A 26,478-nucleotide genomic window follows, 5' to 3' on the forward strand; every position below is an offset into this window, starting at 1 on the left:
ATAAGGATACAGGACTCCCATCGGAGCACTCGTTATACGAGCCTGACGCTGGTCGGCATTGCCAACAACGTCATCCGGTTCAGCGCTTTGACCATCGCCATCGCTTCACCCACCTGCGCACCATAGTTCCGCTGGCTCAGATGGCCGCCCAGCAAGGTTTTGATACGGAACATCGCTGTTTCCACTACTGAACGACGGTGATAGCCCACTTTCTTTTCCAGACCTCATTGCTGCCGCTCCGATGTTGATTTTAAACTTTTGCTTTGCCATGGGAACCCGATGCTGAAACGACAGTAACGATCAGATCCGCCAATCTCTTTATTCAACAAAGCCCCTTCGGGATAGAGCTTCCGTTGAGCGGGAAAGTATGCCTTTGCAATTAATCAGGAAAGTGTTGCGCGAGAAATCGTGCATCTTTCAAGCACATCGTCTACTTTAATTAACCGATTCATAAAATATATATTCTCTGTTCATTTCTAGCTTGTAGGCTATTTTAATAACTGTGTATTTTAAACAATAAAAATTAATATTACCCTACTTCTTTGTTATAATACCAGCCTCCAAAATTGTGCTATAGGAACATCATGGAATTAATTCGTTATGCTGACATCAACAGCGATCTCTATCGCCACATTTGGGTCGTTGGTGATATTCATGGATGTTACTCCTTATTGTTAACCAGACTGGCTCAATTAAATTTCTCTCCTGATAACGATCTCTTGATCTCCACTGGAGATAACATTGATCGAGGAAAAGAAAACCTTGAAACACTGAGACTGTTAAATACCCCATGGTTTATTTCTGTAGTGGGTAATCATGAAGCTATGGCGCTTGACGCTTTTGAAACACAGGATGGCAATTTCTGGTATGTAAACGGTGGTTACTGGTACGACTCGGTCACCGAAAAAGACAGGCAAGAAGCCACTGACCTATTACTAACTTTTAAGCAGCGTCCTCACATCATAGAGGTTGAAACGTCCTCAAAGAAGTACGTGATTGCCCATGCCGATTATCCAGATGATAGCTACGATTATGGGAAGCAAGTTGATATTGATAGCGTTCTATGGTCACGCGATCGTCTGCTTGGTTCGTTACAGGGGAATATCCATCCAATACGCGGTGCAGATACTTTCATCTTCGGCCATATGATTGTTGACTACACAACAACATTCGCCAATCAAATCTACATTGACACAGGTTCTTTCTGTTCAGGCAATCTGTCTTTTTTTAAAATAAAGTAATCTGGAAATAGAATTATATAATATCAACCCTCCCTGCATTATGGGCAATGATATAGCCTTCAATAAGTACCATTGCCCATTCGTAATAGCGTCTAAATTTCGCGTTTTTCTGCCCATTTCAGCATTAAGATCGCAGGCCAAAAAAACGAAGCCGTAATCAGACGCAGGTAGTTACCCGATCGCCTGAGACGAGTAAAGATCGCACATCTCAAGATACCTTTCGGAAGAAAGCGCAATAACCGTGGTGGCGAAATGGATCGGCTTGCCTTCATGCAACACAATCTTGATTACAGTCTCGAGTTTGGAAGCATCCGTTTCCCTCTTAATTTTGTTGGGATTTCTCTTTGTTGCGAGCATGGTCTGAACTAATTGCCTGGCTACTTGCCTTGTTTCGTCAATATTTGGAAAATCGAACACATTTCCAACTTTTACTTTCAAGACAGAACTTGGCTTCCTACCCTCACTGACATTACGATCTGACGAGGCTACTCTTCGCTGGATTACGTAGGTTTTTTTCGTCAAACTGGCTTTTACCCCGAAACCAGCAGGAGCTTCTCTGTGGTCATCGAAAACAATGTAGAGTTTTTGAGCTGGGTTAGCTTCGAAAACGATTTTTCCAGAGCGACTGAGTGCAGGCTTAACATTGATACTTAACTTGTTGATAATGAAAGGCTGGCTGAGAGTTGTTTTCAAAGTATCACCCCTGTTGTAGTCCAGGAATGATGAGAATGTAACCTGTCACTCAAAAACAAAGTAACCTTCCCAATATCCCCATATATGGGGCAAGTAGTATATTAACTGCACATGGTGCAGGAGACGTATGACATAAAACTCTTTTATTTATGGCATACTTTGTAAATAACTTATATTTTGTTTATGTCAATAGGTTCAGGTTAAATATTTTATAATAATTAATCGCCAGATTTATATTATAGCTTCGCTTGTGCAAGCGAAGATCTTATTGTTCTTTAATGAGTAATACTAATTATAAGATAAGCAAGGGATAACCCTACGAAGATACTGCGTATGCTTCTTCGGGTTGACCTTGCTTTTCCGCCCTAAGGTTGGAAAAGAGGAAACAAAAATATTAAGTCTTTTGCACTATACATTTACAATAAATATAAATTTCCACATATATTTACATAATATATAAATATTAGCTACTTATTGCCTGAGGAAATATGGATAGAAGAATTATAAGTTTTTTTAGCTCTAGTGATATTTTCGATCATATGGTAACTCGCCAACTTAGCCATATAAAGAGTAACTGGGAGCTTACCTGGGATAAAAAAAGAAGAAAAGTTTTAACAAGAAGAAGATAGCTATGCTGAAATTATTAATGAACTGCTTACTGAACTAAGCTTACTACAACCACCGAAGTCCTACCATGATAATGAAGACGAACTCGCAGAATACTGTAAACAATACTTGCGTTGGCCAATTTTTAAATCTGGAACATTCTGGCGTGGCATGGAATATGTGAGCATACTTGAACAAGGTGGATTTAGTGATGAGGATCAAAAGAATCTCTGTCTTTCAATTGCAGGAAGAATCAGAGCAGCAATAAATCGGCACCAATTTCATTTTGACGATATGGAAAAATCACACCAGAAGATATTAGCAGATGTTATAGCAATTATCCTGTATCATCGAAGTGAATAAATTATAGCCATAACATATTCCCTACAAACACAGCAATAACTTGTCACGAGATATTGCTGTACCTTAGTATAAAATTTTACTTTAAATTTTTGCTGCTTTACAAATCCCATCAAACTTTCTAATAAAAGCACTACGAAGCTCATCATTTTCAGGTTGCATTAATAATGCCTTATATTCATTAATGTAGTGAATTATACCAGCCATAAACAATGACCGATGAAGTATTCTTTTACCATCTCTGACAATGATAATTTCATGTTCCTCAATATTTATTACCCAACCATCACAAGTAGAAGCATCATGCAACAATGAACAACGTACACCAATATAAAAACTGTCAGCTAAATTAGGATCGTTTTCAAAAAAATATTTAAATGGTGCTTTAGTTTTTAAAAAATCCGTAAATAATTTTTTACTACAACCATTTCCATATTCATATTCGCCTGGTTGTGAGCGCTTAAAATTTATACCTCTATGAAAAGTTTCCAGATTTTCAATTAAAGCACAAAGCAACGTACAAATGGCAAAACCTGCTCCAAGTAAATTATTATGCCCACCAACGCCTCTTATATTCTCAATAGGATTGAGATAACGTTCATTAATTCTATCTTCAAAAAAATGAAGAGCTTCGCCCCAATTACTTTCAGAAAATTCACCGACTAAACTTCCTGATAAACTTTCCCAATCAGAAACAGTTCTTTTGCAAGCAATCTTTATCATTTTACCCTCTATAAATTTTATAAATTTTTCTGTGAAAAAGCCAGTACAGAATTTTCTCAAAGAAACACTTCAATAAAAATAATTCCAAGTATACACTATTAAATCTATTTCTTTAATTAAATTAATATCAAAATATGACAGACAATAATTGATGCTCTATGTATCAGTAGAACCAACATATCTGAATATATTTAAAATTCACCACACGCCTTGTTATTGTATCAATCTGTTAAATATTTAAAGAAAACATCTCTATTTAATGATCATTATCACAGAATTTTTTTAAATTTTACGACATATTGAAATAAATAAAATCGCCAATGCTTTATAACGATAATAGTCAGTATGAAAAAATATAATCTCAAAATTGATTACTCTAATGACATCCTACCAATTGTTTCAGGTAAGGTGTTCCATGTCACCCCGACTTCTAATATGCCGAGCATTAAAGAAACAGGTGCTTTAATTCCAAACTCTCATCTGCTATATCATTCTGAATTTGGAAACACTGTGAACGGTTTTTTTAGGCTGAAAGGTTGTGTCTCTTTCTTCGATTACAGATGTATTAATACTCCACACTGGGAACAACACGCATATAAATGTTTTCCTACACAAATTCTTAATCATAATGATTCAATATCCATTTTATTTCTTAATGAAAATGAATACGACAAATTAATTCCGTGGACTATATGGAAAAAAGAGAAAGCATGGTCGGAACGTGTAGTTCCTTGGGTTGAAACTGGTTATAAAGGTAATGTGCCTCTTATAAATATTACTCAAGAAATAATAGTAGAGTACAATATTTCTCTCAATCAAGAGTAGCAAAAGATTTAGGACTACAAAAATCTAATGTTTCAAGAGCGTTCAAGGAGTTATTTGAAAAGAGAATATTAATTCGCAATACAGAAGACGACCATGTTTATTTTAATTCTAATTTATGCGTTAAAGGGATTCCTTATAAATTAATGAGGAACAAATGGACAAGTTCAAGAGTTCGAAAGCAGAAACAGAAGATTTTGATAACTCATTTAATTTATATACCCTAAGAAAAAATCGAAAAAAAACATTGCGATAGTTATTAATAATACCTTTAAGTATTTAATATATATAAATTTCTGCTTTTACAAATGAATATAAACATCAGCATAAGTAAGAAATGAACATGCCTAATTTTTTAGCTGGCATGTTCTTCCATAACAAATAAATATTTTATATCGTCAAATTATTCTCAATGGTGTATAAATAATCTTCGAGAAATCCACACTTAATTCATTAGTGAATGGTTCTTCATACGTCTTTGCATCAAATCCAAAAAATTCAATACCGTCTAGTTTTAGTTCTTTAAACACTCTGCATACAGCAGAAATAAAAATTGGGATTACATTGATATAAATTTGGTTAAGTGGATAACGATTGAGGTTTGCATAATTTTTAATATCAGAAAAATTTAACTCTCTATCGAGTAGTTCTATTATCTTTATTCTATTACCAGCACTCATCCGTCGTTCGAGATATGGTGACCCAAGTTTTTCATCAAGTCTCAGATAAAAATCCTCAAGTTTATAGTAATACCTCATCTTTGCAGGTGAGTCTAACACATGATAATCACAAAGAAGAAACTCCGCTCCCAAGTATTTTTTATAATTATCATTAAGAGCAATTGCTCTATTCCAGCTTTTAAATAATAGATGGTCTCTATGATGTATAGCATTGCGCATTAGTATCAAACAGGCCGTATCTCCATGTTCGAAATAATCAATACCAGATTTAGATATATCATATAGGCTATGGAATGCTTCTAATTTTGTTTCAAAAGCCAAATCAAGGTTATCTATTGCTTCTTCTTTATCAATTTCTTTCAGTCTATGAAACTCAAGATGTGTTTCAACATATACTCTCATTGAATTTGACAATTTTTTTATTGCTTGCTGCTTAATTTCCATAGATTCCTCGTTAATTCGAAAAAGCAACTTTCATTTCCATTACTTGTTAATCTATAATTAGTTTAATATACTACTTATAATATGTTTTTGTTGCCCAGCCTTACATCCCTCTATAAGCTCTTCGAAGAATTCTATAAACAAATCATTCCATCTCTGCCGTTCCCTCGCACTACACCAGTCCTCAAATAAAACCTTTTCAATAGAGATCCAGATGACCTCCGAACGAGTAGACTGGAATAATTCGCTAAATACTTCGTCAGAAATGGTAAGTGAATGGGAATAGATTTTATTATCAATAGTCCAAAATGGTTCCAATTTGGTAAAATCACTTAAGCTTGTAAAAGCCAATCCACGGACTTGTGCTGCTTGCATTGAACTTACAACTTTATGACTATTTCTCCAAGCTTTTAAATCACTAAACAAATAATTTACCCGTTGATTTCGAGCCTTGCTATTTCCTGCCTGATATTGAATATAAGCAGGCCCGTCACCATTTTGACGATAGCGAGCAAGTGTTTTAACACTTACACAAAGGTATAAAGCACTAAGCTCAACATTTAATGTAGCATCATCAGGAAGGCCTTTAAATAACTCCCAAGCTTCTGAGTGGTCCCTTAAGGTTTCAACTATAGGCATACATCCTCCACTCATTGGATTCGGTTTAAGTTTATTCTTCAATTACCATCAGTTCTTCCAAACACTCGTTTAATTTATCCATACTAAGAAAATGCCCGGAAATAAAGTTAGAAGCAAGCCAAAATATTAAATTCAAAAACTTCATGTTCGATGTAAATTGACATAAGAGGAAAACTAAGAATCTTGCTAAGTTTTGTTCACATGTTAGGTCATTTTTCATTTTCATTATAGCCTCACAGCAAATATAGAAGATTCTGTCGATTTTTGCTCCATAGGGATTTATGAAAGAAAAATCAGTTTTTTTAATTTCCCCGTTAAATATTTGGTTATTCATATAGGTTTTCTGTAAATACCTAAAAAATAACTGACTCATAAGAGCATATAAATTTATATTATCATTGAATCGACCAGAATATAGCTTGATTAACTCTCCTAAAAAATAACCTGTTTCATCATTTTTAGAGTATGCCAAATTATAAATATCTCCTATTGACAAAGGGTAAGGATACATTCCAGCACTATGTAATAACACCCCCCTTTCCCGTTCACGGTAAGGAGTATATTTAACTGCTTCATTGATATATTTATGAAAGTCAATAACCTTCATATTTAACACTTTGCGAAAGTATATATTGGCCATCAAATCGGCTGTGAAATATGGTGTTTTGTTTGTAATACTTGTATAGATGTTTTTTAAATAGTCATCCCCAACAAATTTACGAAGAATATTTAGTTCATTAGGAATATTACCGATCTTAGGATAATGTATTCTTATTATCTTTTGAATATCATGGAGATTTTTAATGAATTCACCGTGATAAGTTTTAATACTTTCAGATGTATTTATATTAATATTTCCATTTTCATTTAGTCCGATAGTCTTGTATTCATCTTCTTCTATTGCTTCTAACCACAACTTGATTGCCTTGGCATCTTCTTCTATGAGCAAAAATTTAATATCTTTCTCGATGAAAAAATTAACAAAAGAGTTGATGCAAATATAGCATATTGTAAAAATATCTGTTGATATATCACCTTCGATATCATCACCTCCTGCTTCAAAATCTTTTATCTTTATATTTTTATCAGTTAGGCTGATCAGTGATGCTTTAACTTGTTCGTTCTTAGCAATTAGATCTAATCTAAAGTTGACTGGAATATTCTCATTTATGTTTAAATCTTGCTTTGGTTCTTTTTTAGGTAAAAAATCTTTTATAACATTTATCATCTCTTCAGGATCTGAAGGTAAACTAATAGACTGGAATAGATCCGTTCCATCATTTGACTCATTTCTAATTTCGTGAGCTAATCGTAATACCGCAACATATGGAGGCATTCTTTCTTTTAAAATTAGCCTTTTCATCCCCACTTTATTTACTTCATCTAACTTACTATTTAGTAATACTTTTGCAACAGGAGAATCACTGCTCATAAAATAATTGCTATTAATCGAAGAGCCCGCAACAATGATTTTTGTTAGCTCTTTGCCATTATCATTGTAGCTAACACCACAAACGACCCCCTCAACATCATCAGAAGGAATAAACTCGTGATTACTTCTGTTTGACATCATTATTCGCAGACAAATATGCGATACAAACATATAGTTTTTTTCTGGAGAATCCAAAAAAAATTTAATCGCTAAATCATGACCAAAACTTGTATATCCCAGCGATATTATTTTATCGCTTAATCTTAGTAGACTATTAGTTGGCTCATTAAAGTTTTTATAATCAATATTATTTACAACTTTTTCTATCGCTGAAAAATCTCCACTTTTTTCAAAGACATGGAGTTTTAATCTTATAAAATCAAGATCTTGATTCGCATTATGTTCTTCAATTAACGACAATGCCTTTTCCATTTCATTGTGGGAATAATAGATAGACAATGCCATTGTATGTATTAATATAGGTTTATCTGTGTTATCAACAATATCATAAAGAGAACTGAATGCTTGATACAAACCTGTTTCGAACAATCCAATGAGATATTGGTAGACAATTGGAGAACACCAGTAGGAATGTTTATTGTCGAAATATTTCCCCATTATTTCGCATAGATGATTATTTCTCTCAACAACTCTCAAATCCTCTGAAATATTAAAGATAAATGTTGAATTTATTGATTTGAAATCGTTGCTGTCATAATTAACGATTTCCTCAATAATATCATCTACTATCTTACTATTTCTTCGGCTTACATCATTTTGCTCGACATATAAATATAGTTTCAACTTTGAGAACAACTCACTCAATTTTGCAGTGTCCGTTTGTAATAAACCTCCTTTATCGATCCAATCAATTAAACTGGTATCTTCTATCAGTCCTCTTACAAGAATAAAGTCTGATAAAGAAATCAAATCATTAGATAGAACTCCTTTAATTACACTATCCTTATAAGCATTATCATGCTGACATTTTTTAATAATATTAACTGGATGACTTTCTTGCTCTTGATCATTAAGGTGTAATATACGAAAATCATTAGCAAATTCATGGTCTATCTTGTCAACGGATTCTATATTTTTTTTACATATATCTCTCAATCGCTCGTCTGATTCTTTCGTAAACAAATAACAGGGAACAATTACATTAAAAAGCCTAAAATCATTTCCCTCGCTCTCAGTATATAATTTGAGTGTTTCTTCTATTAGGCTCGTAATTCGATCTTTTTCTTTTTGTGATAACAGCCAGTAATCGTCACCAACTATGTCTTGATTAAGTAACATACCTCTTGCGAACAAATGTATAACTCTGGAATTATAACTTGGGAAATAGTCTACTAAAAAAATTGCTACATCTAATGCAGTCTCAAAGTTTTTGACTCTGAACAAACCTGATATCAGACCAATCAATTCCTCTTCGGTTAAACCATGCTTCCCTGTTGAAGCTCTCTCCTGCAAAACTTCTTCACTTAGTGTTAACTCAAGCAACAAAGCCCTACTAAAAGGGCCTTTAACATCTGTTGCATTATACCTGTCCATCATTCTATCTTTGCCAAACTTGTTAAATTCGAGCCTTAATAATAAAGATAGAGATAGATCTTTTATCATTTCATTATTAGATGATAAAACTATTTCATTAAGAATAGAAAATTCTGAATGAGAATTCGCGTCTTCTACTAAATCAGCTTTTATCCTCAGTAATAAAAAAAGATCATTAACTTCTTTAGTTTGATTTTTGATAGATGCAATTAAATCGATTTTCTTTTTTGCATCAACTATTTTCCTATTAGAAATGTCACTTAATATTTCTTTAACAGGTTCCCTAAGATCTTCTGGAACTGTTAAATTAATGAAAGTGTTATAATTCTCAATAAATAAATTTTTATCACGAGCAACATTATCTCCTTGTCCATAATGTTCTTGATTCAAACTTCCCATTACTCATTATTCCCATTAATGATTTTATCTCTTCCAATATTATCACCAGTCCCATAGTGTGTTTGTTTTATTGATACTATTGATGCGTTAGGGATATTTTCAAGTACATTCATCACTTCTGGACTGGCTTTTAAATGTTTTTCAATAGCTTTTTCACTCATATCATCATTAACATTTAATTTTTCTATTTTTTCTGCTAAAAGTTCAGCATTTTCATCGCTTGTAACAAATTCCGTTAGTTTCTTTTTAATATTATCTTTTGTGAAAGATATTCCAGCCACCAATAAATCATAGATAGCCCTTGAAACTATTGCTGTTGTAATAGGTCCCATAATTTAGTCCTCGCGTGATTTGTTTACTCGTTTAGGGGTGAGTATTTTGCTGATGTAAGAATATCATTATACAACTTAGGGCTACTTTTCAAGATATGCAACTCAATCTTTTGTAATGCATCAAATACTCGATCTTCGTCAGGAACGGCATATCTCTCAGTCGGATCAGTTGTGTTTCGGTGATTTAGTAGCCTCTTTACAACAGCATATGTAACAAGTTCCTCAGCAACACGGCCAAAAGTGCGGCGAAGATCGTGCATACCAAGTTTGACAATACCTGCTTCTACACAAAGGTACTCTCTCAAACTTTTGCTGTCTGAGTAATGTCCCACTTTGCTTCGTGAAGAGCGGGCTGGAAACACCCACTTCTGTTTATCCGTCAGGGATATCGTATCCTTCACTATGTCCCTTCTGTCTTCCAGAATAATTTTAACAGCATCACAAATCGGAAGCTCGTGATCATTTCTGTTCTTAGTGTCGTAGAATCGAATGATCCGATTTTCAAGATCTACATAACTTGTCGTTTGAGCTTCTTCCTTGGTAAGAGACTCTCGCCAGCACAGAGAAGCTGTTTCTTCCTTACAAGCACCTAAGAGAATGGTGAGTAGCAAATAATCGCCCCCAAGCCGGTTAAAGCTTCTCTTGTTGTACAATGCTGTTAAAAATCGCCCAAGAGTATCTTTTGGTGAAAGCGGATTTCTGACACCTTTAGCCCGATAATTATCCTCAAGTTCGGAACGAGTCCTGAATTTTTTTGTACCATTAGGATGCTGAAAGGGTTGTAAGACAGTGACGGTTGCCGTTGTTGAGTCTGTGCATTACTTGCTTCGATATCGATTGCATGTCTGACAGCAACATTTGCCCATCGGAAGGTTTGTTCTACGGCAGTCCTTGCTCTTAAAGCAATCTCGTCAAACTTACGAAGGATTTCATTACCAGTGAGATCCTTGATTCGAAGGTTTTGCCACTCTTTTAATCGATTTTCTGCTTTGTCCAATACATTTAGGGTGTTGGGTTTAGCAGGCCTGGTTCTGCCAAGTAAGTGACTTCTGTATTGGGCAAAAGCTTCACTCACCGTCAATTCGGCAAGATCGAGTTCCCTCTTAATTTTGTTGGGATTTCTCTTTGTTGCGAGCATGGTCTGAACTAATTGCCTGGTTACTTGCCTTGTTTCGTCAATATTTGGAAAATCGAACACATTTCCAACTTTTACTTTCAAGACAGAACTTGGCTTCCTACCCTCACTGACATTACGATCTGACGAGGCTACTCTTCGCTGGATTACGTAGGTCTTTTTCGTCAAACTGGCTTTTAGCCCGAAACTAACAGGAGCTTCTCTGTGGTCATCGAAAACAATGTAGAGTTTTTGAGCTGGGTTAGCTTCGAAAACGACTTTTCCAGAGCGACTGAGTGCAGGCTTAACATTGATACTTAACTTGTTGATAATGAAAGGCTGGCTGAGAGTTGTTTTCAAAGTATCACCCCTGTTGTAGTCCAGGAATGATGAGAATGTAACCTGTCACATTTTAGGCTACAGGTGAGCTACAAATTTATGGGTTTATGTGAGTTTATAAGGGTTTTACCCGGGGCCACATGAGCACTTGAAAGAATAAAAAAACGAGTAAAATCAATATGAATGAGTCATTTGATAAGGACTTCTCCAACCACACCCCGATGATGCAGCAGTATCTCAAGCTGAAAGCCCAGCATCCGGAGATCCTGCTCTTTTATCGTATGGGAGACTTTTACGAGCTGTTTTATGACGACGCAAAGCGTGCGTCGCAGTTGCTCGATATTTCGCTGACCAAACGCGGCGCATCGGCTGGCGAACCTATCCCTATGGCGGGTATCCCGCACCACGCCGTAGAAAACTACCTCGCGAAACTGGTCAATCAGGGCGAATCCGTCGCTATTTGCGAACAGATTGGCGATCCGGCCACCAGCAAAGGTCCCGTTGAACGTAAGGTCGTGCGTATCGTTACGCCTGGCACCATCAGCGATGAAGCCCTGTTACAGGAGCGTCAGGATAACCTGCTGGCGGCTATCTGGCAGGATGGTAAAGGCTACGGTTACGCCACGCTGGATATCAGCTCCGGGCGCTTTCGTCTGAGCGAACCCGCCGACCGTGAAACGATGGCCGCAGAGCTGCAGCGCACCAATCCCGCCGAACTGTTGTATGCCGAAGATTTTGCTGAAATGGCGTTAATAGAGGGACGCCGGGGTCTGCGCCGTCGCCCGTTGTGGGAGTTTGAGATTGATACCGCCCGCCAGCAGTTAAATCTGCAATTCGGTACGCGGGATCTGGTCGGTTTCGGCGTCGAAAATGCCTCGCGTGGATTATGTGCGGCAGGCTGCCTGTTACAGTACGTAAAAGATACCCAGCGCACCTCCCTGCCGCATATTCGTTCCATTACGATGGAACGCCAGCAGGACAGCATCATTATGGATGCCGCGACCCGCCGCAATCTGGAAATTACCCAGAACCTGGCCGGCGGTGTCGAAAATACCCTCGCCGCGGTGCTTGACTGTACCGTGACGCCAATGGGTAGCCGAATGCTTAAACGCTGGCTGCATATGCCGGTACGAAATACCGACATATTGCGTGAACGCCAGCAGACCATCGGCGCCTTGCAGGACACCGTCAGCGAACTGCAACCGGTGCTGCGTCAGGTCGGCGATTTGGAGCGTATCCTTGCGCGTCTGGCGCTGCGCACCGCGCGTCCGCGCGATCTCGCCCGAATGCGTCACGCCTTCCAGCAGTTGCCGGAATTGCACGCTCAGCTTGAAACCGTTGACAGCGCGCCGGTACAGGCGTTGCGTAAAAAAATGGGCGATTTCGCCGAACTGCGCGACCTCCTGGAACGCGCCATTATTGACGCGCCGCCGGTACTGGTCCGCGACGGCGGCGTTATTGCGCCCGGCTACCATGAAGAGCTGGACGAATGGCGCGCGCTGGCGGACGGCGCCACCGATTATCTCGATCGTCTGGAAATTCGCGAACGCGAGCGTACCGGGCTGGATACGCTGAAAGTCGGCTATAACGCGGTACATGGTTATTACATTCAGATTAGCCGTGGTCAAAGCCATCTGGCGCCCATCAATTATGTGCGTCGCCAGACGCTGAAAAATGCCGAACGCTACATTATTCCTGAGCTTAAAGAGTACGAAGATAAAGTTCTGACCTCGAAAGGCAAAGCGCTGGCGCTGGAAAAACAGCTATATGACGAATTGTTTGATCTGCTGTTGCCGCATCTGGCCGATTTACAGCAGAGCGCCAACGCGCTGGCGGAGCTGGATGTGCTGGTTAACCTGGCCGAACGCGCCTGGACGCTGAATTACACCTGCCCGACATTTACCGATAAACCCGGTATCCGTATTACCGAAGGTCGCCACCCGGTAGTTGAACAGGTACTGAATGAGCCGTTTATCGCTAACCCGCTCAATCTGTCGCCGCAGCGCCGGATGTTGATCATTACCGGCCCCAATATGGGCGGTAAAAGTACCTATATGCGACAAACGGCATTGATCGCCCTGCTGGCCTATATTGGCAGTTACGTTCCGGCGCAAAACGTGGAAATCGGCCCCATCGACCGTATTTTTACCCGCGTCGGCGCAGCGGACGACCTGGCCTCCGGGCGTTCGACCTTTATGGTGGAGATGACCGAAACCGCGAACATTCTGCATAATGCCACGGAAAACAGTCTGGTATTGATGGATGAAATCGGGCGCGGTACCTCCACGTATGACGGGCTGTCGTTGGCCTGGGCCTGCGCGGAGAATCTCGCGAATAAGATTAAAGCGTTAACGCTGTTCGCTACCCACTACTTCGAGCTGACCCAATTACCGGAGAAAATGGAAGGCGTGGCGAACGTCCACCTGGATGCGCTGGAACACGGCGATACTATCGCGTTTATGCACAGCGTGCAGGACGGCGCGGCAAGTAAGAGCTATGGCCTGGCGGTCGCGGCGCTTGCGGGCGTCCCTAAAGAAGTCATCAAACGCGCGCGCCAAAAACTCCGCGAGCTGGAAAGCATCTCGCCCAATGCGGCGGCAACGCAGGTGGACGGCACGCAAATGTCGTTGCTTGCCGCCCCGGAGGAGACATCGCCTGCCGTTGAAGCGCTGGAGAATCTCGATCCGGACTCCCTGACGCCACGCCAGGCGCTGGAGTGGATCTATCGGCTGAAAAGTCTGGTGTAAACGTGTCAGACCCGATAGCGCCGCGCTATCGGGTCTGCGCGCCGGAACAGGCTTTTCAGGCTGTGGCTGTCGTTTCATGTAAATGACGCCAGACTATCCGTCCTCTTTCCCTTTTTAAAATGACCGTCGACCAGCGTACCGTCTCAGCCTGGCCCGGCAGTTGCTGTCGCTCGCGATAACGCAGCGCGGCGCCTTCCGGCCACTCCGCCACAAGGTCAATGTGCTCAACCACGATAACCAGACCCGGGCGACACGCGCGCTGCGCCTGGAAAAAAGCGCCCAGCGCCGGATAATCCAGACAAACACCGCCTGGCGTTATCATCGTAAAATCAGCAGCAAAACGCGCTATCAACGCCGCCAGGCTCCCCATCCCCTTACTAAGCCAGTTCTCAATCGCCGCATGGGCGTGAATAATTTCTTCTTTATATGGATTCATGGTCTTTCCTTTTTCAGGCACAGAAGCGCCTGTCTATTGTTTAGACAGACAGCGTAAATAAGGGGCAGCAGGGTGATACCGGCGGCGGCAATAAAGGTCCAGCGATAAGCAACCTCAAGCGACATAACGCGCTGGAGCGCATTTAACAGCAGCGTCAACAGCGTCGCGCCAAGGAAAAAGCTGATCTGACGATTAAGATTCCATAGCGCGCTGGCGTCAGGCATGTCCCGGCGAGCAATAGTCAGGAAAGCGCCACTCTGCGCGGTACTGCTGCACAAACTGCCGCCAGCGCCCATTAAGGCGAATATCATCATCAGTACACGGTGCGATGTCGCAGGCGTAACGTTAGTTAAAAGCAGTATCCCTGCGGCCTGAAGAAGACAGCCGACGATAATCAGCGGACGCGGCCCAAGCCGATTGAAGTAACGTCCGGTAAGCATAATGGCGACAAATGAAGCGATCGACCAGGGAAGCATCAGCGACCCCGCCGCCGCAGGCGATAGCTGCGCGACGTTCTGTAGATAAAACATCCCGACCACGCTGATACCAATGAACATACCCGGTACGCACAGATAGACGATCATGGCAAAACGCAGCAGCCTGTCCGTCAACAGCGGCAGATGAAGCAATCTTGCTGACGCCATTGTCGTCGACGCGACGTTCAACCAACGATAAGCGAGCAATAAGGTGAGAACGGCCACCGGCAGCGTGGCAAAGAATATCCAGCGCCAGCCGCACGTTTCCACCAGCAGCCCGCCAATCGCAGGCGAACATGCCGGCGCCAGTAGCGCCACCATCATGACAACCGATGACACGCCAGCGCGTTCATGCGGTTTAAACTGTTGCCAGGTTAACGCCTGACCAACCGGGATCAATAAGCCACCGCCCGCCCCCTGCACAATACGCCAGAAAACAAGGCTGTGTAAGGAATCGGCAAAACCTGCGGCAGCGGCGGCAACGCTAAACAGAATGAGCGAAAATATGATCAGCCGTCGTGCGCCGAGATAACGCGAAAGAAACGCGCTAAACGGAACGATCAGCGTTAATCCTGCGATATAACCGTTACTCACCCATGCCAGCGCCGATATGGACGTATGCAGATCCACGGACATCGCAGGAAAAGCCACGCTGGCAATAAACAGATTAATCAGATCAAGAAAGAAGCCGAGCAGGTAAACCACTGCCACTTTACTGCGATACGTCATTATGCATCCTCCGTCAGAGGCGCTAATGTAGCCGTCCGGAGAAAGCCAGATAAGTCCGCGCTTCAACGATATACTGTCAAAATAATTTTGACAGTAAAGGAGCTCGCCATGCTCAATTTGCAGCGTATGTCGCTGTTTATCGCCGTGGTAGATAGCGGCAGCTTCACGGCGGCGGCGGCCGCATCGGGCCAAACAAAAGCGGTAGTGAGTTTTAATATTCGGCAGCTTGAAAAAGAGCTTGGCGTAACGTTACTGCTACGTTCCACCCGACGATTGACGCTCACAGACGCCGGCGTCCTCTTTTACCAAAAAGGCGTGAATTTACTCAACGCAGCGAAAAATTTGCAGGATGAAGTGCGTGCCAGCCATAGTGGGCTGGGCGGCGAGTTACGTATTACCACTACGCCCGAGTTTGGCGAACAGGTGGTCATTCCGGTACTGGCGCAGTTTAGTCAGCGCCATCCCGATCTCCGTATTCGGCATATGTCCTCATCACATCATGCCGATTTAATTGCCGAGCGCTTTGATGTGGCGATTCGGCTTGGCTCGCTGGCGGACTCCCGCTATCGCGCCGCGCTGATATCCCGCTTTACCATTCTGCCGGTCGCCGCGCCGCAGTGGCTCGCCCGCCACCCCGTGTCGTCACTGGAGTCGTTGGCCCAGGCGGAATGGATTATTCATGAGCGATTACCTACGCCGCTACGGTGGACAGTAACGAATAATCATGGCCAACACTCACGCCTGGAGATAAGCAAAGCCGGCAAAATTTCTGTCGACAGCGCGCGCTCGCTGATGGCCTTCGCTCTCGCGGGAAGCGGCGTCGCATTACTGCCGCAATGGTTAGTCAACACCGCACTGGAGGATGGAACGTTAATTCACGTGTTACCCGACTATCATTTTCCCCGTCAGGGCATTTATGCCGTTTATCCGGACGCCCGCCATGTATCGACAAAAGTACGCGCATTTATTGATTTTTTACGTTCGCAATGGGATTGCGGGGAGCACGCCCCATCATTGTAGCCAGCCCGGGAGCATTGCGCTCCCGGACGGATAATACCGTCTTAATCCTTAACTACCAGCTTGTCTTTGATCCCCTGCGCCTGCCAACGCACCCACAGCATAATTGCCGCCAGAACGACAATCGGCAGTAACGGATCGAGCCAACTGCCGCCGGAACCGAACAGCAGGTTAATCAGCGCCACGCCGGTGCCGCCAATCGCCCAGGCAATGGTCGTCGGTACAGACCAAACCACCATCTGCTGTTTGACATCAGAGACGCCCATCATGCGGTTAACCACCCAGAACAGGCTATCGTTGAAGTAGCCGAAGAACAGCGACCCCATCGTTGCGGCCTGAGCGGCAAGCAACATATTGATGCCGGGGATCTGCGCCAGGATCGGCGCGGAAATCGAGGCGGCAGTGATCATCGCCACCGTCCCCGATCCCTGAATCAGGCGTACCAGCGTCGCCACGATAAACGGGATCAGGATCGGCGAGATCGGCAGGTTGGCAACCTGCTCCGCCAGCTGTTGTCCCGCGCCGCTGTCGCGCAGGATCGCGCCCAACACGCCGCCAGCGCCCGTGACCAGTAAGATAATCCCGGCGCTTTGCAAGCCCTCTTCCAGACGCTCTGCGGTGGTATGTTTATCCATGCGCGGCACCAGCGTATACACCGCCAGCAGAACGCTGATGGCCAACGCGATCACCGGACTTCCCACAAAGTTGATTGCCTGTACCACCGGATGCGTCGCCAGGCCGGACCATCCTTCTACAGTGGCGAGGGTGGAACAGATAGCCTTCAGGAAGATCAGCACGATCGGCACCACAATAGGCAGCAGAGAGAGCGTCAGGCTCGGCAGATCCTTTTGCTCTTTCTCTTTATTGTACTGCTCCAGCGCGGCATTGACTTCATCGGCGTTCAGCGTACGCGGCACGAAATCAGGGTAGCGTTTATCCAGCCACTGCGCATAGAACACAATGCCGATCACACAGGGCACCGCCAGCGCCATCCCGGTCAATAACATTGCGCCGATGTCGACGTTAAAAATCCCGGCTACCCCCAGCGGACCGGGCGTCGGAGGTACCGTATGGTGAGTGACCACCAGCCCGCCCGCCAGCGCGACGCCCAGCGTCAGTAGCGAACGTTTACCGCTTTTCGCCAGCGCTTTCGCCACCGGATAAAGAATGACAAAAGCGGAATCGACGAAAATGGGGATGCTGACAATATAACCCGTGATTGCCAGCGCCCACTCTTCACGGCGTTTCCCCAGCCATTTGATAAAGCTCCAGGCGATACGCTCCGCCGCGCCGGAAACCTCCAGCAAGCGCCCCATCATTACGCCGAGACCAATCACCAGGCCAATGCTGCCCAGCGTCGTACCGAATCCGCTGGTGATGACAGAGAGCGTTTTATCAATGCCCATTCCCCCCAACAGACCGGCGATGCAGGCCGCCGCCAGCATCGCGATCAGCGCATGAACACGGGTGCGTAACACCAGCCATACCAGAACGAAAACGGCAACGATCAGGCCGATAATTGGGGTCGGTAAACTTGTCATGACCTCCCCTCCATATCATCTTGTCGAAAGCGTTCAATAATGTCATCGAAGCGTTTATCGGCGACAAAACCTAACGCCAGCGCACGCTGGTTATCGATACGTCCCGGCCAGGAGGCGACAATTTTCTCGACGCCTTCGTCGCGCTGATGCGTAACCCGATCGCGCGCCGCCTGACCGCCCGCCTGACGCAACGTTTCCAGCATCTCGCCCACGGTTACGCTGATCCCCGGTAAGTTGATGCTGCTCGCCTCGCCAGGCGCGGGTAACGTTGCGGCCAGCGACAGGTTATGGATCACCGTCGCCGGGCTGGAAATCCACAGCCGCAAACTTTCCGATACCGGGCAGACGGTCGTCTCGCCCTGCAACGGTTCACGAATAATCGCGCTGACAAAAGAAGAGGCGGCGCGGTTTGGTTTACCCGGGCGAACACAGATCGTCGGCAAACGCAGCGCCAGCCCATCCACATAGCCTTTGCGGGTATAGTCGTTGACCAACAGTTCACAGGCGGCCTTCTGCGCGCCATAAGACGAGCGCGGCGTGAGCGCGGTGGTATCGGTGACGCATTCCGGCAGCGTACCGCCATAAACGGCAAGCGAGCTGGAGAAGACAAAACGAATTTTCTGCGGTTGCCGACGACACGCCTCAAGTAACTGGCGGGTAAGATCCAGGTTAACTTTCCATCCCAGATCGAAATCGTCTTCCGCATGACTGCTGACAATCGCAGCGAGATGATAAACAATAGAGGTATTAGCGGTAATCACATTCTCCAGCACGCCCGGCTGGGTTAAGTCAGCTTCCAGGCAGCGTAAACGAGGGGAATCTGATAACCGTGCAGGCATTTTTAAATCAACAAGAAGCAGTTCGTTAAACGCCAGCGATGAGTTTAATAAGGCGCTTGCGAGTTTCTGGCCTAAAAAGCCGCCCCCGCCGGTAATGATAATCTGCATCCGGATGTCCTCTTTATTGTTGTGTAGGGTAGTTCAGGGTTAGCGCCAGGCGTTAAACCAGCCAAGCCCGTCCTGCGTGGTATTCCGTGGTTGGTATTCGCAGCCTATCCAGCCGCGATAACCTACGTCATCGAACAGCCGGAACAGCCACGGGTAGTTGATCTCGCCATCATCCGGTTCATGTCTGTCCGGTAGCGAGGCGATTTGTACATGGGCATAGCGGCCCGCGTACTCGCGAATCAGGTGACTCAAATTGCCATCCACTTTTTGCGCGTGGAAAGTGTCGAGCTGGATGAACACATTCGGACGGTCAACCTCTTCTGCGATGCCCAGCGCCTGATATTGGCTGGAAAAGAGGTAGCCGGGTTTAACGCCGGGACTCAGCGCTTCGATCAAAATACGTTTATCGTGGGCAGCAAACCGGTCGGCGGCATAACGCAAATTATCGATAAACGTGGCGCGATAACGTGCGCCATCAGCGCCATCCGGCACTACACCCGCCATGATGTGAACCTGCTCGCATTCCAGCGCCAGAGCGTATTCCAGAGCCAGTTCAATATCAGCGCGCGCGTCGTGTTCGCGCCCCGGTAGCGCGGCACGTCCCCACTCGCCCGCCGCGGTATCGCCCGCCGAAGTATTAAACAGCGCCAGCGTCAGATCATGACGCGATAGCTGGGCTTTAATCTCGCTGGCGGCAAAGCCGTAGGGGAACAGAAACTCAACGGCCTGAAAACCGGCTTCGGCAGCGGCGGCAAAACGCTCGATAAACGGCACTTCGGTAAACATCATCGACAAATTGGCGGCAAAACGCGGCATCGGGTTATCTCCTTAACTGCGCAATTTCTTCGGTGGTTAAATAACGAATCGGGCGTTCGCCAAGGATAAAAATCAGCTTTGCCGTCTCTTCCAGCTCCTCGGTATTATTAGCGGCTTCCTGCAAATTCTCCCCGCACACGACCGGCCCATGATTAGCCAGTAAAAAGGCCTGATGCCGGGCCGCCAGCGCAGCCAAATCGCGAGCAATTCGGTCATCCCCCGGGCGATAGTAGGGAACCAGCGGAATGTCTCCCATCCGCATCACCACATAGGGGGTAAACGGGCGAATCACATTTTGCGGGTCCAGCCCTTCGAGACAGGAAAGCGCCGTTGACCAGGTGCTGTGCAGATGTACCACGGCCTTGCAGCAAGGGTTATTGCGATACAACGCCAGATGAAAACGCACCTCTTTAGACGGTTTATCGCCGCTGAGCCATTCGCCTTGCGGGTCCACTTTGGATAGCCGCTGCGGGTCGAGATTACCCAGACACGAACCGGTGGGCGTCGCCAGAATATTGCCGTCCGGCAGTAACAGCGAGAGGTTGCCTGCCGAGCCGGTGGCATAGCCGCGCTGGAAAAACGAGGCGGCTATCCTGACCATCTCTTCTCGCAAAGCGTGCTCTTCTTTTGCCAGTATCGTCATACCTGAAACTCCCTTTGAGCGCGGATGAAAAAGGATTCATCGCCAAAATTACCTGACTTTAGCGCCAGCGAGACTGGCGCATGGAGCGCGTTGACCCACGGCACGCCGGGTGAAATGCACGGTCCGATGTGAAAACCGGTAATACCGAGGCTTTGCGTCACCACGCCCGAGGTTTCGCCGCCCGCCACAATAAACCGGGTGATACCGCCTTCCGCTAAGCGAGCGGCCAGCAGGGAAAAGAGCGCCTCTACCGCATGGCTGGCTTCGGTAGCGCCATATTGCTGCTGGATGGCGGCCAGCGCCTGCGTGGAGGCGGTGGCGCTAATCATTGGCGCCAGTTCGCTGTCCTGACTGAGCACCCACTGCGCCAGCGCTTCAGCGTAGGCCTCGCGCGTCTCGGATGGCAGGCAGCGCGCCACATCAACGTCGCGTGTGGGAGCATGTTGTCGATAGAAGGCCACCTGCTGATTCGTCATTTGCGAACAGGAACCGGAAAGCACCACCGCGCGACCGCTCAGCGGATAGCCTGCGGAACGGGCCTGAGAAACGCCGTGCTTCGCCCACTGACGCGCCAGCCCCATTGCCAGCCCGGAACCGCCGGTCACCAGCGGGACATCACGCAAAACCTCGCCCTGAATTTCCAGGTGTCGCTCATTGAGCGCGTCAAGTACCGCGTAGCGATATCCTTCCTGCTGTAAACGCGACAGCGCCGCACGGGTCGCGGCAACGCCTTCATCAAGCGTCTGAGCCGGAATAACGCCGCAGCGCCCTTGCGCCTGCGCTTCCATCAGACGCGGCAGGTAGCTGTCGGTCATCGGATTGATAGGGTGGTGGCGCATACCGGACTCCGCCAGCAAGTGGTTCATGACAAACAGATAGCCCTGATAAACCGTGCGTCCGTTAACCGGCAGCGCGGGAGAAATCACGGTAAATGAGGTATCCAGCGCCACCATCAGCGCGTCGGTGACCGGGCCGATATTGCCTTCGGCGGTACTATCGAAAGTCGAGCAATATTTGAAATAGACTTGCTGGCAGCCCTGTTTTTTTAGCCATACCAGCGCCGCCAGCGATTGTTTTATCGCCTCTTGCGCCGGGCATGAGCGGGTTTTCAGGCTGATAACCACCGCGTCGCATCCTTCCGGTTGCGTCCCGGTTGGAACATCATTGATCTGCACTGTCGGCATCCCGTTTTCGACCAGAAAACTGGCGATGTCAGTCGCGCCGGTAAAATCATCGGCAATGACGCCAATTTTTAACATGACGGCTCCTCAGGCGTGACGCCAGGCAGAGTAATCCCTGAGAAAATTTTGATCACAGCGCTGTCATCCTCTTTGCCATAACCGGCGTTACTGGCGCTGGTGAACATATTTAACGCCGTAGAGGCCAGCGGTAAGGGGAAGCGCAGCGCTTTCGCCGTGTCGGCAACCAGCCCCAAATCTTTGACAAAAATGTCGACGGCCGAACGCGGGGTATAGTCGCCGTCAACGACATGCTGCATACGGTTTTCAAACATCCAGGAGTTGCCGGCGGCATGGGTCACGACGTCATACATCACGTCCAGAGGAATACCGGCCCGCGCGGCCAGCGCCATCGCTTCGGCCGCCGCTGCAATATGCACGCCAGCCAGCAGTTGATGAATGATTTTGACGGTTGAGCCTGCGCCCGGCGTATCGCTGATGCGATAAACGTTGCTGGCAACGGCGTCCAGCACAGGCTTCAGGCGGGTAAACGCCGCCTCGCTCCCGGAGGCCATCACCGTCATTTCGCCCTGCGCCGCTTTTACCGCGCCGCCGGAAACCGGCGCATCCAGCATGTTAAGATTCAATGCCGTCAACGCCGCGGCGATCTCTTCCGCGTCGGCGCTTGAGATCGTGGACGAAACCATCACCGCGCTTCCGGGTTTCATCAGATGGGCGACGCCATCCTCACCGAATAACACCTGTCTGACCTGGGCGGCATTGACGACCAGAATGACTAACGCATCCACGACGCCGGCGAACTCCCTGGCGCTGGCGGCAGCCCCACAAGCCCCTTCAGCGAGAAGATTCGCGCACGCTTGCGGGTTAAGATCGGCCCCCCATGTGGAAAGCCCGGCGCGCAGGCATGAACGCGCAGCGCCCATTCCCATTGAGCCAAGCCCCACAATGCCGACATGAAAATCAGTTCCTGTTGTCATTATCACTCCATGTTAATTTACGTGATATTATGTTTTGTTATGTGAATATAGGCGTTTTTGTAAACAATTGCGGTGAGTTGTTTCACAAAAAATAACAAAATGTGTTATTTTTTGTGAAGGCAATCCTCATAGAACTTCACACGCTGTGACGAGAAATCGCGTAAAATCGCGACAGGACTAAAGAAAGGAGCAGACGTTGATACCTACTGAGCGTCGACAAATCATTCTTGATATGGTGGCGGAGAAAGGCATCGTCAGTATCGCTGAACTGACCGAGCGCATGCATGTATCCCACATGACTATCCGCCGTGATTTACAAAAACTGGAGCAGCAAGGCGCGGTAATCCAGGTCTCTGGCGGCGTGCAATCATCGACTCGCGTGGCGCACGAACCCTCGCATCAGATCAAAACCGAACTGGCGACGCCGCAGAAAGCGGCGATTGGCAAACTGGCCGCCAGCCTGGTACAGCCAGAAAGCTGTATCTACCTTGATGCAGGTACGACCACGCTGGCGATTGCCAGGCAGCTGGTTACGATGAATAAACTTACGGTGGTAACGAATGATTTCGTTATCGCCGATTACCTGATGGACAATAGCGGTTGCACAATTATTCACACTGGCGGGGCGGTATGCCGGGAAAACCGGTCGTGCGTCGGTGAAGCCGCGGCGACGCTTTTGCGCGGGCTGATGATTGACCAGGCCTTTATTTCCGCCTCGTCCTGGAGCGTGCGCGGTATTTCAACGCCGGCAGAAGATAAAGTCACGGTGAAACGGGCCGTCGCCAGCGCCAGCCGCCAAAAAATTCTGGTGTGCGACGCGACCAAATACGGCCAGGTCGCGACGTGGCTGGCGTTACCGCTGGCGGAATTCAACCAAATCGTCACCGATGACGGCCTGCCGGAAAGCGCAATTCGGGCGCTGGCTAAAGTGGATATCTCACTGCTGATGGCCAAAAAATAGCAAAGCGGCGCAAGCCGCTTACGTCATCATCTTGCGAACCAGTTGCGTAAACTGTTCGCGTTCTTCAGCGCTCAGTCGCCCCAAAAACTCATCGTCAACGCGATCCCCCAGTGGTATCGCGGCGGCGAGCAACGTTTGGCCCTGAACGGTGAGATAGACAAAACGCCGACGTTTATCCAGCGGATCGTTTTCTCGCTTTACCAGCCCACGATTTTCCATCCGGCTTAACATCTCCGCCAGCGTCGCTTTAGTGCTGACCGCCGCTTCGGTCAGATCGACCTGTTCAATACCCGGATGTTCAGCAATAACGCGCATCACCGCATATTGAGGTTTGGTGAGCTCCGGTAGTTCATGCTGCCAGCGTGCGGTATGTTGCTGAAAAAGTTGGCGTAACAGATGAAACGCGGTGTTTCGTAACTCCATGAGCGCTCCGGATAAATTAACTTTTTCTATCATAACGACTTATGCACGGTTTTTTAATGACGAATGCTTTAGCTAAACGTGCGCAGGCGTCGGGAGCGATCTTGTCGCAAAGACCGTGTGGGCGTATTTTGATCAAAATGTTCGTATACGAACGATATTTGAGGTAAGAAATGAGATTGATTGTGGGGATGACCGGTGCGACCGGCGCGCCGCTTGGCGTCGAGCTACTCCAGGCATTGCGGGCGATACCTGATGTTGAAACGCATCTGGTAATGTCAAAGTGGGCAAAAACCACTATTGAACTGGAGACGCCCTACACGCCCGCTGAGGTAGCCGCCCTGGCAGATTATTGTCATAGCCCGGCCGATCAGGCGGCGACCATTTCCTCCGGCTCATTTCGTACCGACGGCATGATTATTATCCCCTGCAGTATGAAAACACTGGCGGGGGTTCGCGCCGGCTATGCCGAGGGGCTGGTAGGACGCGCTGCCGATGTCGTGTTGAAAGAGGGTCGCAAGCTGGTGCTTGTGCCGCGGGAAATGCCGCTCAGCACGATTCATCTGGAAAACATGCTTGCGCTTTCTCGTATGGGGGTGGCGATAGTGCCGCCCATGCCCGCGTTCTACAACCTGCCGCAAACCGTTGACGATATTATCCAGCACATCGTAGCGCGCGTTCTCGACCAGTTTGGTCTGGAGCATACGCGCACGCGCCGCTGGCAAGGACTGCGACAGGCAGCAAATTTTTCACAGGAGAATGGATAATGGCATTTGATGATTTGCGCAGTTTTTTACATGCGCTGGATCAGCAGGGACAACTGCTGAAAATCAGCGAGGAAGTGAATGCGGAGCCGGATCTCGCCGCCGCTGCCAACGCAACGGGACGAATCGGCGATGGCGCGCCCGCGCTGTGGTTTGACAATATTCGTGGTTTTACCGACGCCCGCGTGGCGATGAATACCATCGGTTCCTGGCAGAACCATGCCATCTCACTGGGTTTGCCGCCTAACACGCCGGTTAAAAAACAGATCGATGAATTTATTCGCCGCTGGGACAATTTTCCGGTAGCGCCGGAACGACGGGCGAATCCGGGCTGGGCGGAAAATACCGTCGACGGCGACGCGATCAACCTGTTTGATATCCTGCCGCTGTTTCGTCTGAACGACGGCGACGGCGGATTCTATCTGGATAAAGCCTGTGTGGTATCACGCGATCCGCTCGATCCCGATAACTTCGGCAAGCAGAATGTCGGCATCTACCGTATGGAAGTTAAAGGCAAGCGTAAGCTGGGTCTGCAACCAGTGCCGATGCATGATATCGCATTGCACCTGCACAAAGCCGAAGAGCGTGGGGAAGATCTGCCGATTGCGATCACGTTGGGTAACGATCCGATCATTACCCTGATGGGCGCAACGCCGCTGAAATACGATCAGTCAGAGTATGAAATGGCAGGCGCGCTGCGTGAAAGCCCCTATCCTATCGCCACCGCGCCGCTGACCGGTTTTGATGTGCCGTGGGGATCTGAAGTCATTCTTGAAGGGGTCATCGAAAGCCGTAAACGTGAAATTGAAGGACCGTTCGGCGAATTTACCGGCCACTATTCCGGCGGTCGCAACATGACCGTGGTGCGTATCGATAAGGTCTCTTACCGCAGCAAACCCATTTTTGAATCGCTCTATTTAGGTATGCCGTGGACAGAAATCGACTACCTGATGGGGCCGGCGACCTGCGTGCCACTGTATCAACAGCTGAAAGCCGAATTTCCGGAAGTGCAGGCGGTAAACGCCATGTACACCCACGGCCTGCTGGCCATCATCTCGACCAAAAAACGCTACGGCGGCTTTGCCCGCGCGGTGGGCCTGCGAGCGATGACGACGCCGCACGGTCTGGGATATGTGAAGATGGTGATCATGGTCGATGAAGATGTCGATCCATTCAATCTGCCACAGGTGATGTGGGCGTTGTCGTCGAAAGTGAATCCGGCAGGCGATCTGGTACAGCTACCGAATATGTCCGTCCTGGAACTGGATCCGGGCTCAAGCCCGGCGGGGATTACCGACAAGCTGATCATTGACGCCACCACGCCGGTTGCGCCAGATAACCGTGGTCACTATAGCCAGCCGGTTGTTGATTTACCGGAAACTAAAGCCTGGGCTGAAAAGCTGACCACCATGCTGGCAAACCGTAAATAA

At 46.9% G+C, this 26,478-nt stretch carries 23 protein-coding genes and 3 pseudogenes; 8 read left to right on the top strand and 18 right to left on the bottom strand.

What is annotated here, in order from left to right; genetic code table 11:
* Window positions 1–32: 32 nt before the first annotated feature.
* A pseudogene (locus ACLJQJ_RS11140) lies at window positions 33–247 on the bottom strand (IS5/IS1182 family transposase); the annotation flags it as partial.
* A 337-nt stretch (window positions 248–584) separates the two neighbouring features.
* Here ACLJQJ_RS11140 and pphB point away from each other — a divergent pair.
* Complete coding sequence (gene pphB, locus ACLJQJ_RS11145; RefSeq protein WP_063809077.1) at window positions 585–1,241, top strand: protein-serine/threonine phosphatase; 657 nt, start codon at window positions 585–587, stop codon at window positions 1,239–1,241.
* Between the two features lie 171 nt (window positions 1,242–1,412).
* Here pphB and ACLJQJ_RS11150 read toward each other — a convergent pair whose 3' ends face one another.
* Both ACLJQJ_RS11150 and ACLJQJ_RS11155 read right to left on the bottom strand, forming a co-directional pair.
* Window positions 1,413–1,934 carry a cytoplasmic protein gene (locus ACLJQJ_RS11150; RefSeq protein ID WP_080189009.1) on the bottom strand — a complete coding sequence of 174 codons (522 nt, stop codon included), beginning with the start codon at window positions 1,932–1,934 and terminating at the stop codon, window positions 1,413–1,415.
* Between the two features lie 1,050 nt (window positions 1,935–2,984).
* On the bottom strand, window positions 2,985–3,623 hold the full coding sequence (locus ACLJQJ_RS11155) for a hypothetical protein (RefSeq protein ID WP_063809715.1): 639 nt from the start codon (window positions 3,621–3,623) through the stop codon (window positions 2,985–2,987).
* Between the two features lie 345 nt (window positions 3,624–3,968).
* Here ACLJQJ_RS11155 and ACLJQJ_RS11160 point away from each other — a divergent pair, with 345 nt between their 5' ends.
* Together ACLJQJ_RS11160 and ACLJQJ_RS11165 are read left to right on the top strand one after the other, a co-directional pair.
* Window positions 3,969–4,448, top strand: coding sequence for a hypothetical protein (locus tag ACLJQJ_RS11160; protein WP_074182170.1), 480 nt, complete (start codon window positions 3,969–3,971; stop codon window positions 4,446–4,448).
* Window positions 4,430–4,701: pseudogene (locus ACLJQJ_RS11165) on the top strand (helix-turn-helix domain-containing protein); the annotation flags it as partial. The gene ACLJQJ_RS11160 and the pseudogene ACLJQJ_RS11165, both read left to right, overlap by 19 nt.
* Before the next feature lie 142 nt (window positions 4,702–4,843).
* Here the strand turns inward: ACLJQJ_RS11165 and ACLJQJ_RS11170 are convergent.
* The 6 genes and pseudogenes from ACLJQJ_RS11170 to ACLJQJ_RS11195 form a co-directional block, all read right to left on the bottom strand.
* The gene (locus ACLJQJ_RS11170) at window positions 4,844–5,569 is read right to left on the bottom strand and encodes a hypothetical protein (RefSeq protein WP_063814170.1); all 726 of its coding nucleotides are present in this window, start codon (window positions 5,567–5,569) and stop codon (window positions 4,844–4,846) included.
* A gap of 57 nt (window positions 5,570–5,626) precedes the next feature.
* On the bottom strand, window positions 5,627–6,205 hold the full coding sequence (locus tag ACLJQJ_RS11175) for a hypothetical protein (RefSeq protein WP_063809713.1): 579 nt from the start codon (window positions 6,203–6,205) through the stop codon (window positions 5,627–5,629).
* Window positions 6,206–6,236: 31 nt separating this feature from the next.
* On the bottom strand, window positions 6,237–9,590 hold the full coding sequence (locus ACLJQJ_RS11180; protein WP_063809712.1) for a hypothetical protein: 3,354 nt from the start codon (window positions 9,588–9,590) through the stop codon (window positions 6,237–6,239).
* Window positions 9,590–9,922 carry a hypothetical protein gene (locus ACLJQJ_RS11185; protein WP_063809711.1) on the bottom strand — a complete coding sequence of 111 codons (333 nt, stop codon included), beginning with the start codon at window positions 9,920–9,922 and terminating at the stop codon, window positions 9,590–9,592. Before ACLJQJ_RS11185 ends, ACLJQJ_RS11180 begins: the two co-directional genes overlap by 1 nt.
* A gap of 23 nt (window positions 9,923–9,945) precedes the next feature.
* Window positions 9,946–10,533, bottom strand: a complete 588-nt coding sequence (locus ACLJQJ_RS11190; protein WP_223229641.1) for a tyrosine-type recombinase/integrase — start codon at window positions 10,531–10,533, stop codon at window positions 9,946–9,948.
* Window positions 10,534–11,000: 467 nt separating this feature from the next.
* Window positions 11,001–11,396, bottom strand: a pseudogene (locus tag ACLJQJ_RS11195) (cytoplasmic protein); the annotation flags it as partial.
* Window positions 11,397–11,554: 158 nt separating this feature from the next.
* On the opposite strand from ACLJQJ_RS11195, the gene mutS reads away from it, so the two are divergent.
* On the top strand, window positions 11,555–14,122 hold the full coding sequence (mutS, locus tag ACLJQJ_RS11200) for a DNA mismatch repair protein MutS (protein ID WP_001005807.1): 2,568 nt from the start codon (window positions 11,555–11,557) through the stop codon (window positions 14,120–14,122).
* 55 nt (window positions 14,123–14,177) lie between these two features.
* On the opposite strand, the gene ACLJQJ_RS11205 is transcribed toward mutS, so the two are convergent.
* Window positions 14,178–14,558 (bottom strand): DUF4440 domain-containing protein, encoded by a 381-nt coding sequence (locus ACLJQJ_RS11205; RefSeq protein ID WP_063809421.1) that lies wholly within the window; start codon window positions 14,556–14,558, stop codon window positions 14,178–14,180.
* Window positions 14,555–15,763 carry an MFS transporter gene (locus ACLJQJ_RS11210; protein WP_001522859.1) on the bottom strand — a complete coding sequence of 403 codons (1,209 nt, stop codon included), beginning with the start codon at window positions 15,761–15,763 and terminating at the stop codon, window positions 14,555–14,557. The genes ACLJQJ_RS11205 and ACLJQJ_RS11210 overlap by 4 nt, the downstream gene beginning before the upstream one ends.
* A gap of 87 nt (window positions 15,764–15,850) precedes the next feature.
* Between ACLJQJ_RS11210 and ACLJQJ_RS11215 the strand changes: the two genes are divergently transcribed.
* On the top strand, window positions 15,851–16,783 hold the full coding sequence (locus ACLJQJ_RS11215; protein WP_000216305.1) for a LysR family transcriptional regulator: 933 nt from the start codon (window positions 15,851–15,853) through the stop codon (window positions 16,781–16,783).
* A gap of 41 nt (window positions 16,784–16,824) precedes the next feature.
* On the opposite strand, the gene ACLJQJ_RS11220 is transcribed toward ACLJQJ_RS11215, so the two are convergent.
* Genes ACLJQJ_RS11220 through ltnD form a run of 6 tightly spaced genes read right to left on the bottom strand, consistent with a single transcriptional unit; the run spans window position 16,825 to window position 22,903 of the window.
* Entirely contained in the window at window positions 16,825–18,321 is a 1,497-nt protein-coding gene (locus ACLJQJ_RS11220) for a GntP family permease (RefSeq protein WP_410967690.1), read from the bottom strand.
* Window positions 18,318–19,268, bottom strand: a complete 951-nt coding sequence (gene denD / locus ACLJQJ_RS11225) for a D-erythronate dehydrogenase (RefSeq protein ID WP_017465868.1) — start codon at window positions 19,266–19,268, stop codon at window positions 18,318–18,320. The genes ACLJQJ_RS11220 and denD overlap by 4 nt, the downstream gene beginning before the upstream one ends.
* A 39-nt stretch (window positions 19,269–19,307) precedes the next feature.
* Window positions 19,308–20,084 (bottom strand): HPr family phosphocarrier protein, encoded by a 777-nt coding sequence (locus ACLJQJ_RS11230; RefSeq protein WP_001136901.1) that lies wholly within the window; start codon window positions 20,082–20,084, stop codon window positions 19,308–19,310.
* Window positions 20,085–20,088: 4 nt separating this feature from the next.
* Complete coding sequence (locus ACLJQJ_RS11235; RefSeq protein ID WP_000153636.1) at window positions 20,089–20,727, bottom strand: aldolase; 639 nt, start codon at window positions 20,725–20,727, stop codon at window positions 20,089–20,091.
* Window positions 20,724–21,986 (bottom strand): 3-oxo-tetronate kinase, encoded by a 1,263-nt coding sequence (otnK, locus tag ACLJQJ_RS11240; RefSeq protein WP_063809420.1) that lies wholly within the window; start codon window positions 21,984–21,986, stop codon window positions 20,724–20,726. The genes ACLJQJ_RS11235 and otnK overlap by 4 nt, the downstream gene beginning before the upstream one ends.
* Entirely contained in the window at window positions 21,980–22,903 is a 924-nt protein-coding gene (ltnD, locus tag ACLJQJ_RS11245) for an L-threonate dehydrogenase (RefSeq protein ID WP_000206947.1), read from the bottom strand. The genes otnK and ltnD overlap by 7 nt, the downstream gene beginning before the upstream one ends.
* A 196-nt stretch (window positions 22,904–23,099) precedes the next feature.
* Here ltnD and ygbI point away from each other — a divergent pair, with 196 nt between their 5' ends.
* Complete coding sequence (gene ygbI, locus ACLJQJ_RS11250) at window positions 23,100–23,864, top strand: DNA-binding transcriptional repressor YgbI (RefSeq protein WP_000613180.1); 765 nt, start codon at window positions 23,100–23,102, stop codon at window positions 23,862–23,864.
* An 18-nt stretch (window positions 23,865–23,882) separates the two neighbouring features.
* Here ygbI and ACLJQJ_RS11255 read toward each other — a convergent pair whose 3' ends face one another.
* Complete coding sequence (locus ACLJQJ_RS11255) at window positions 23,883–24,287, bottom strand: MarR family winged helix-turn-helix transcriptional regulator (protein WP_000423338.1); 405 nt, start codon at window positions 24,285–24,287, stop codon at window positions 23,883–23,885.
* 170 nt (window positions 24,288–24,457) lie between these two features.
* Here ACLJQJ_RS11255 and ACLJQJ_RS11260 point away from each other — a divergent pair, with 170 nt between their 5' ends.
* Both ACLJQJ_RS11260 and ACLJQJ_RS11265 read left to right on the top strand, forming a co-directional pair.
* Window positions 24,458–25,051, top strand: coding sequence for a non-oxidative hydroxyarylic acid decarboxylases subunit B (locus tag ACLJQJ_RS11260; RefSeq protein ID WP_001237181.1), 594 nt, complete (start codon window positions 24,458–24,460; stop codon window positions 25,049–25,051).
* A complete protein-coding gene (locus ACLJQJ_RS11265; protein ID WP_023181894.1) occupies window positions 25,051–26,478 on the top strand; it encodes a non-oxidative hydroxyarylic acid decarboxylases subunit C in 1,428 nt (475 codons plus the stop codon). The genes ACLJQJ_RS11260 and ACLJQJ_RS11265 overlap by 1 nt, the downstream gene beginning before the upstream one ends.

The sequence above is a fragment of the Salmonella sp. SAL04202 genome (assembly GCF_046550775.1).
In the GTDB taxonomy this organism is placed as follows: domain Bacteria; phylum Pseudomonadota; class Gammaproteobacteria; order Enterobacterales; family Enterobacteriaceae; genus Salmonella; species Salmonella enterica.

What these genes read in the sequence shown, in the direction of transcription:
- ACLJQJ_RS11220 (WP_410967690.1), bottom strand. Translation starts at nt 18,321, where the DNA reads ATGACAAGTTTACCGACCCCAATTATCGGCCTGATCGTTGCCGTTTTC.
- ACLJQJ_RS11155 (WP_063809715.1), bottom strand. Translation starts at nt 3,623, where the DNA reads ATGATAAAGATTGCTTGCAAAAGAACTGTTTCTGATTGGGAAAGTTTA.
- denD (WP_017465868.1), bottom strand. Translation starts at nt 19,268, where the DNA reads ATGCAGATTATCATTACCGGCGGGGGCGGCTTTTTAGGCCAGAAACTC.
- otnK (WP_063809420.1), bottom strand. Translation starts at nt 21,986, where the DNA reads ATGTTAAAAATTGGCGTCATTGCCGATGATTTTACCGGCGCGACTGAC.
- ACLJQJ_RS11230 (WP_001136901.1), bottom strand. Translation starts at nt 20,084, where the DNA reads ATGCCGCGTTTTGCCGCCAATTTGTCGATGATGTTTACCGAAGTGCCG.
- ltnD (WP_000206947.1), bottom strand. Translation starts at nt 22,903, where the DNA reads ATGACAACAGGAACTGATTTTCATGTCGGCATTGTGGGGCTTGGCTCA.
- pphB (WP_063809077.1), top strand. Translation starts at nt 585, where the DNA reads ATGGAATTAATTCGTTATGCTGACATCAACAGCGATCTCTATCGCCAC.
- ACLJQJ_RS11175 (WP_063809713.1), bottom strand. Translation starts at nt 6,205, where the DNA reads ATGCCTATAGTTGAAACCTTAAGGGACCACTCAGAAGCTTGGGAGTTA.
- ACLJQJ_RS11160 (WP_074182170.1), top strand. Translation starts at nt 3,969, where the DNA reads ATGAAAAAATATAATCTCAAAATTGATTACTCTAATGACATCCTACCA.
- ACLJQJ_RS11260 (WP_001237181.1), top strand. Translation starts at nt 24,458, where the DNA reads ATGAGATTGATTGTGGGGATGACCGGTGCGACCGGCGCGCCGCTTGGC.
- ACLJQJ_RS11170 (WP_063814170.1), bottom strand. Translation starts at nt 5,569, where the DNA reads ATGGAAATTAAGCAGCAAGCAATAAAAAAATTGTCAAATTCAATGAGA.
- ACLJQJ_RS11265 (WP_023181894.1), top strand. Translation starts at nt 25,051, where the DNA reads ATGGCATTTGATGATTTGCGCAGTTTTTTACATGCGCTGGATCAGCAG.
- ACLJQJ_RS11210 (WP_001522859.1), bottom strand. Translation starts at nt 15,763, where the DNA reads ATGACGTATCGCAGTAAAGTGGCAGTGGTTTACCTGCTCGGCTTCTTT.
- ACLJQJ_RS11255 (WP_000423338.1), bottom strand. Translation starts at nt 24,287, where the DNA reads ATGGAGTTACGAAACACCGCGTTTCATCTGTTACGCCAACTTTTTCAG.
- ACLJQJ_RS11180 (WP_063809712.1), bottom strand. Translation starts at nt 9,590, where the DNA reads ATGGGAAGTTTGAATCAAGAACATTATGGACAAGGAGATAATGTTGCT.
- ACLJQJ_RS11235 (WP_000153636.1), bottom strand. Translation starts at nt 20,727, where the DNA reads ATGACGATACTGGCAAAAGAAGAGCACGCTTTGCGAGAAGAGATGGTC.
- mutS (WP_001005807.1), top strand. Translation starts at nt 11,555, where the DNA reads ATGAATGAGTCATTTGATAAGGACTTCTCCAACCACACCCCGATGATG.
- ACLJQJ_RS11185 (WP_063809711.1), bottom strand. Translation starts at nt 9,922, where the DNA reads ATGGGACCTATTACAACAGCAATAGTTTCAAGGGCTATCTATGATTTA.
- ACLJQJ_RS11205 (WP_063809421.1), bottom strand. Translation starts at nt 14,558, where the DNA reads ATGAATCCATATAAAGAAGAAATTATTCACGCCCATGCGGCGATTGAG.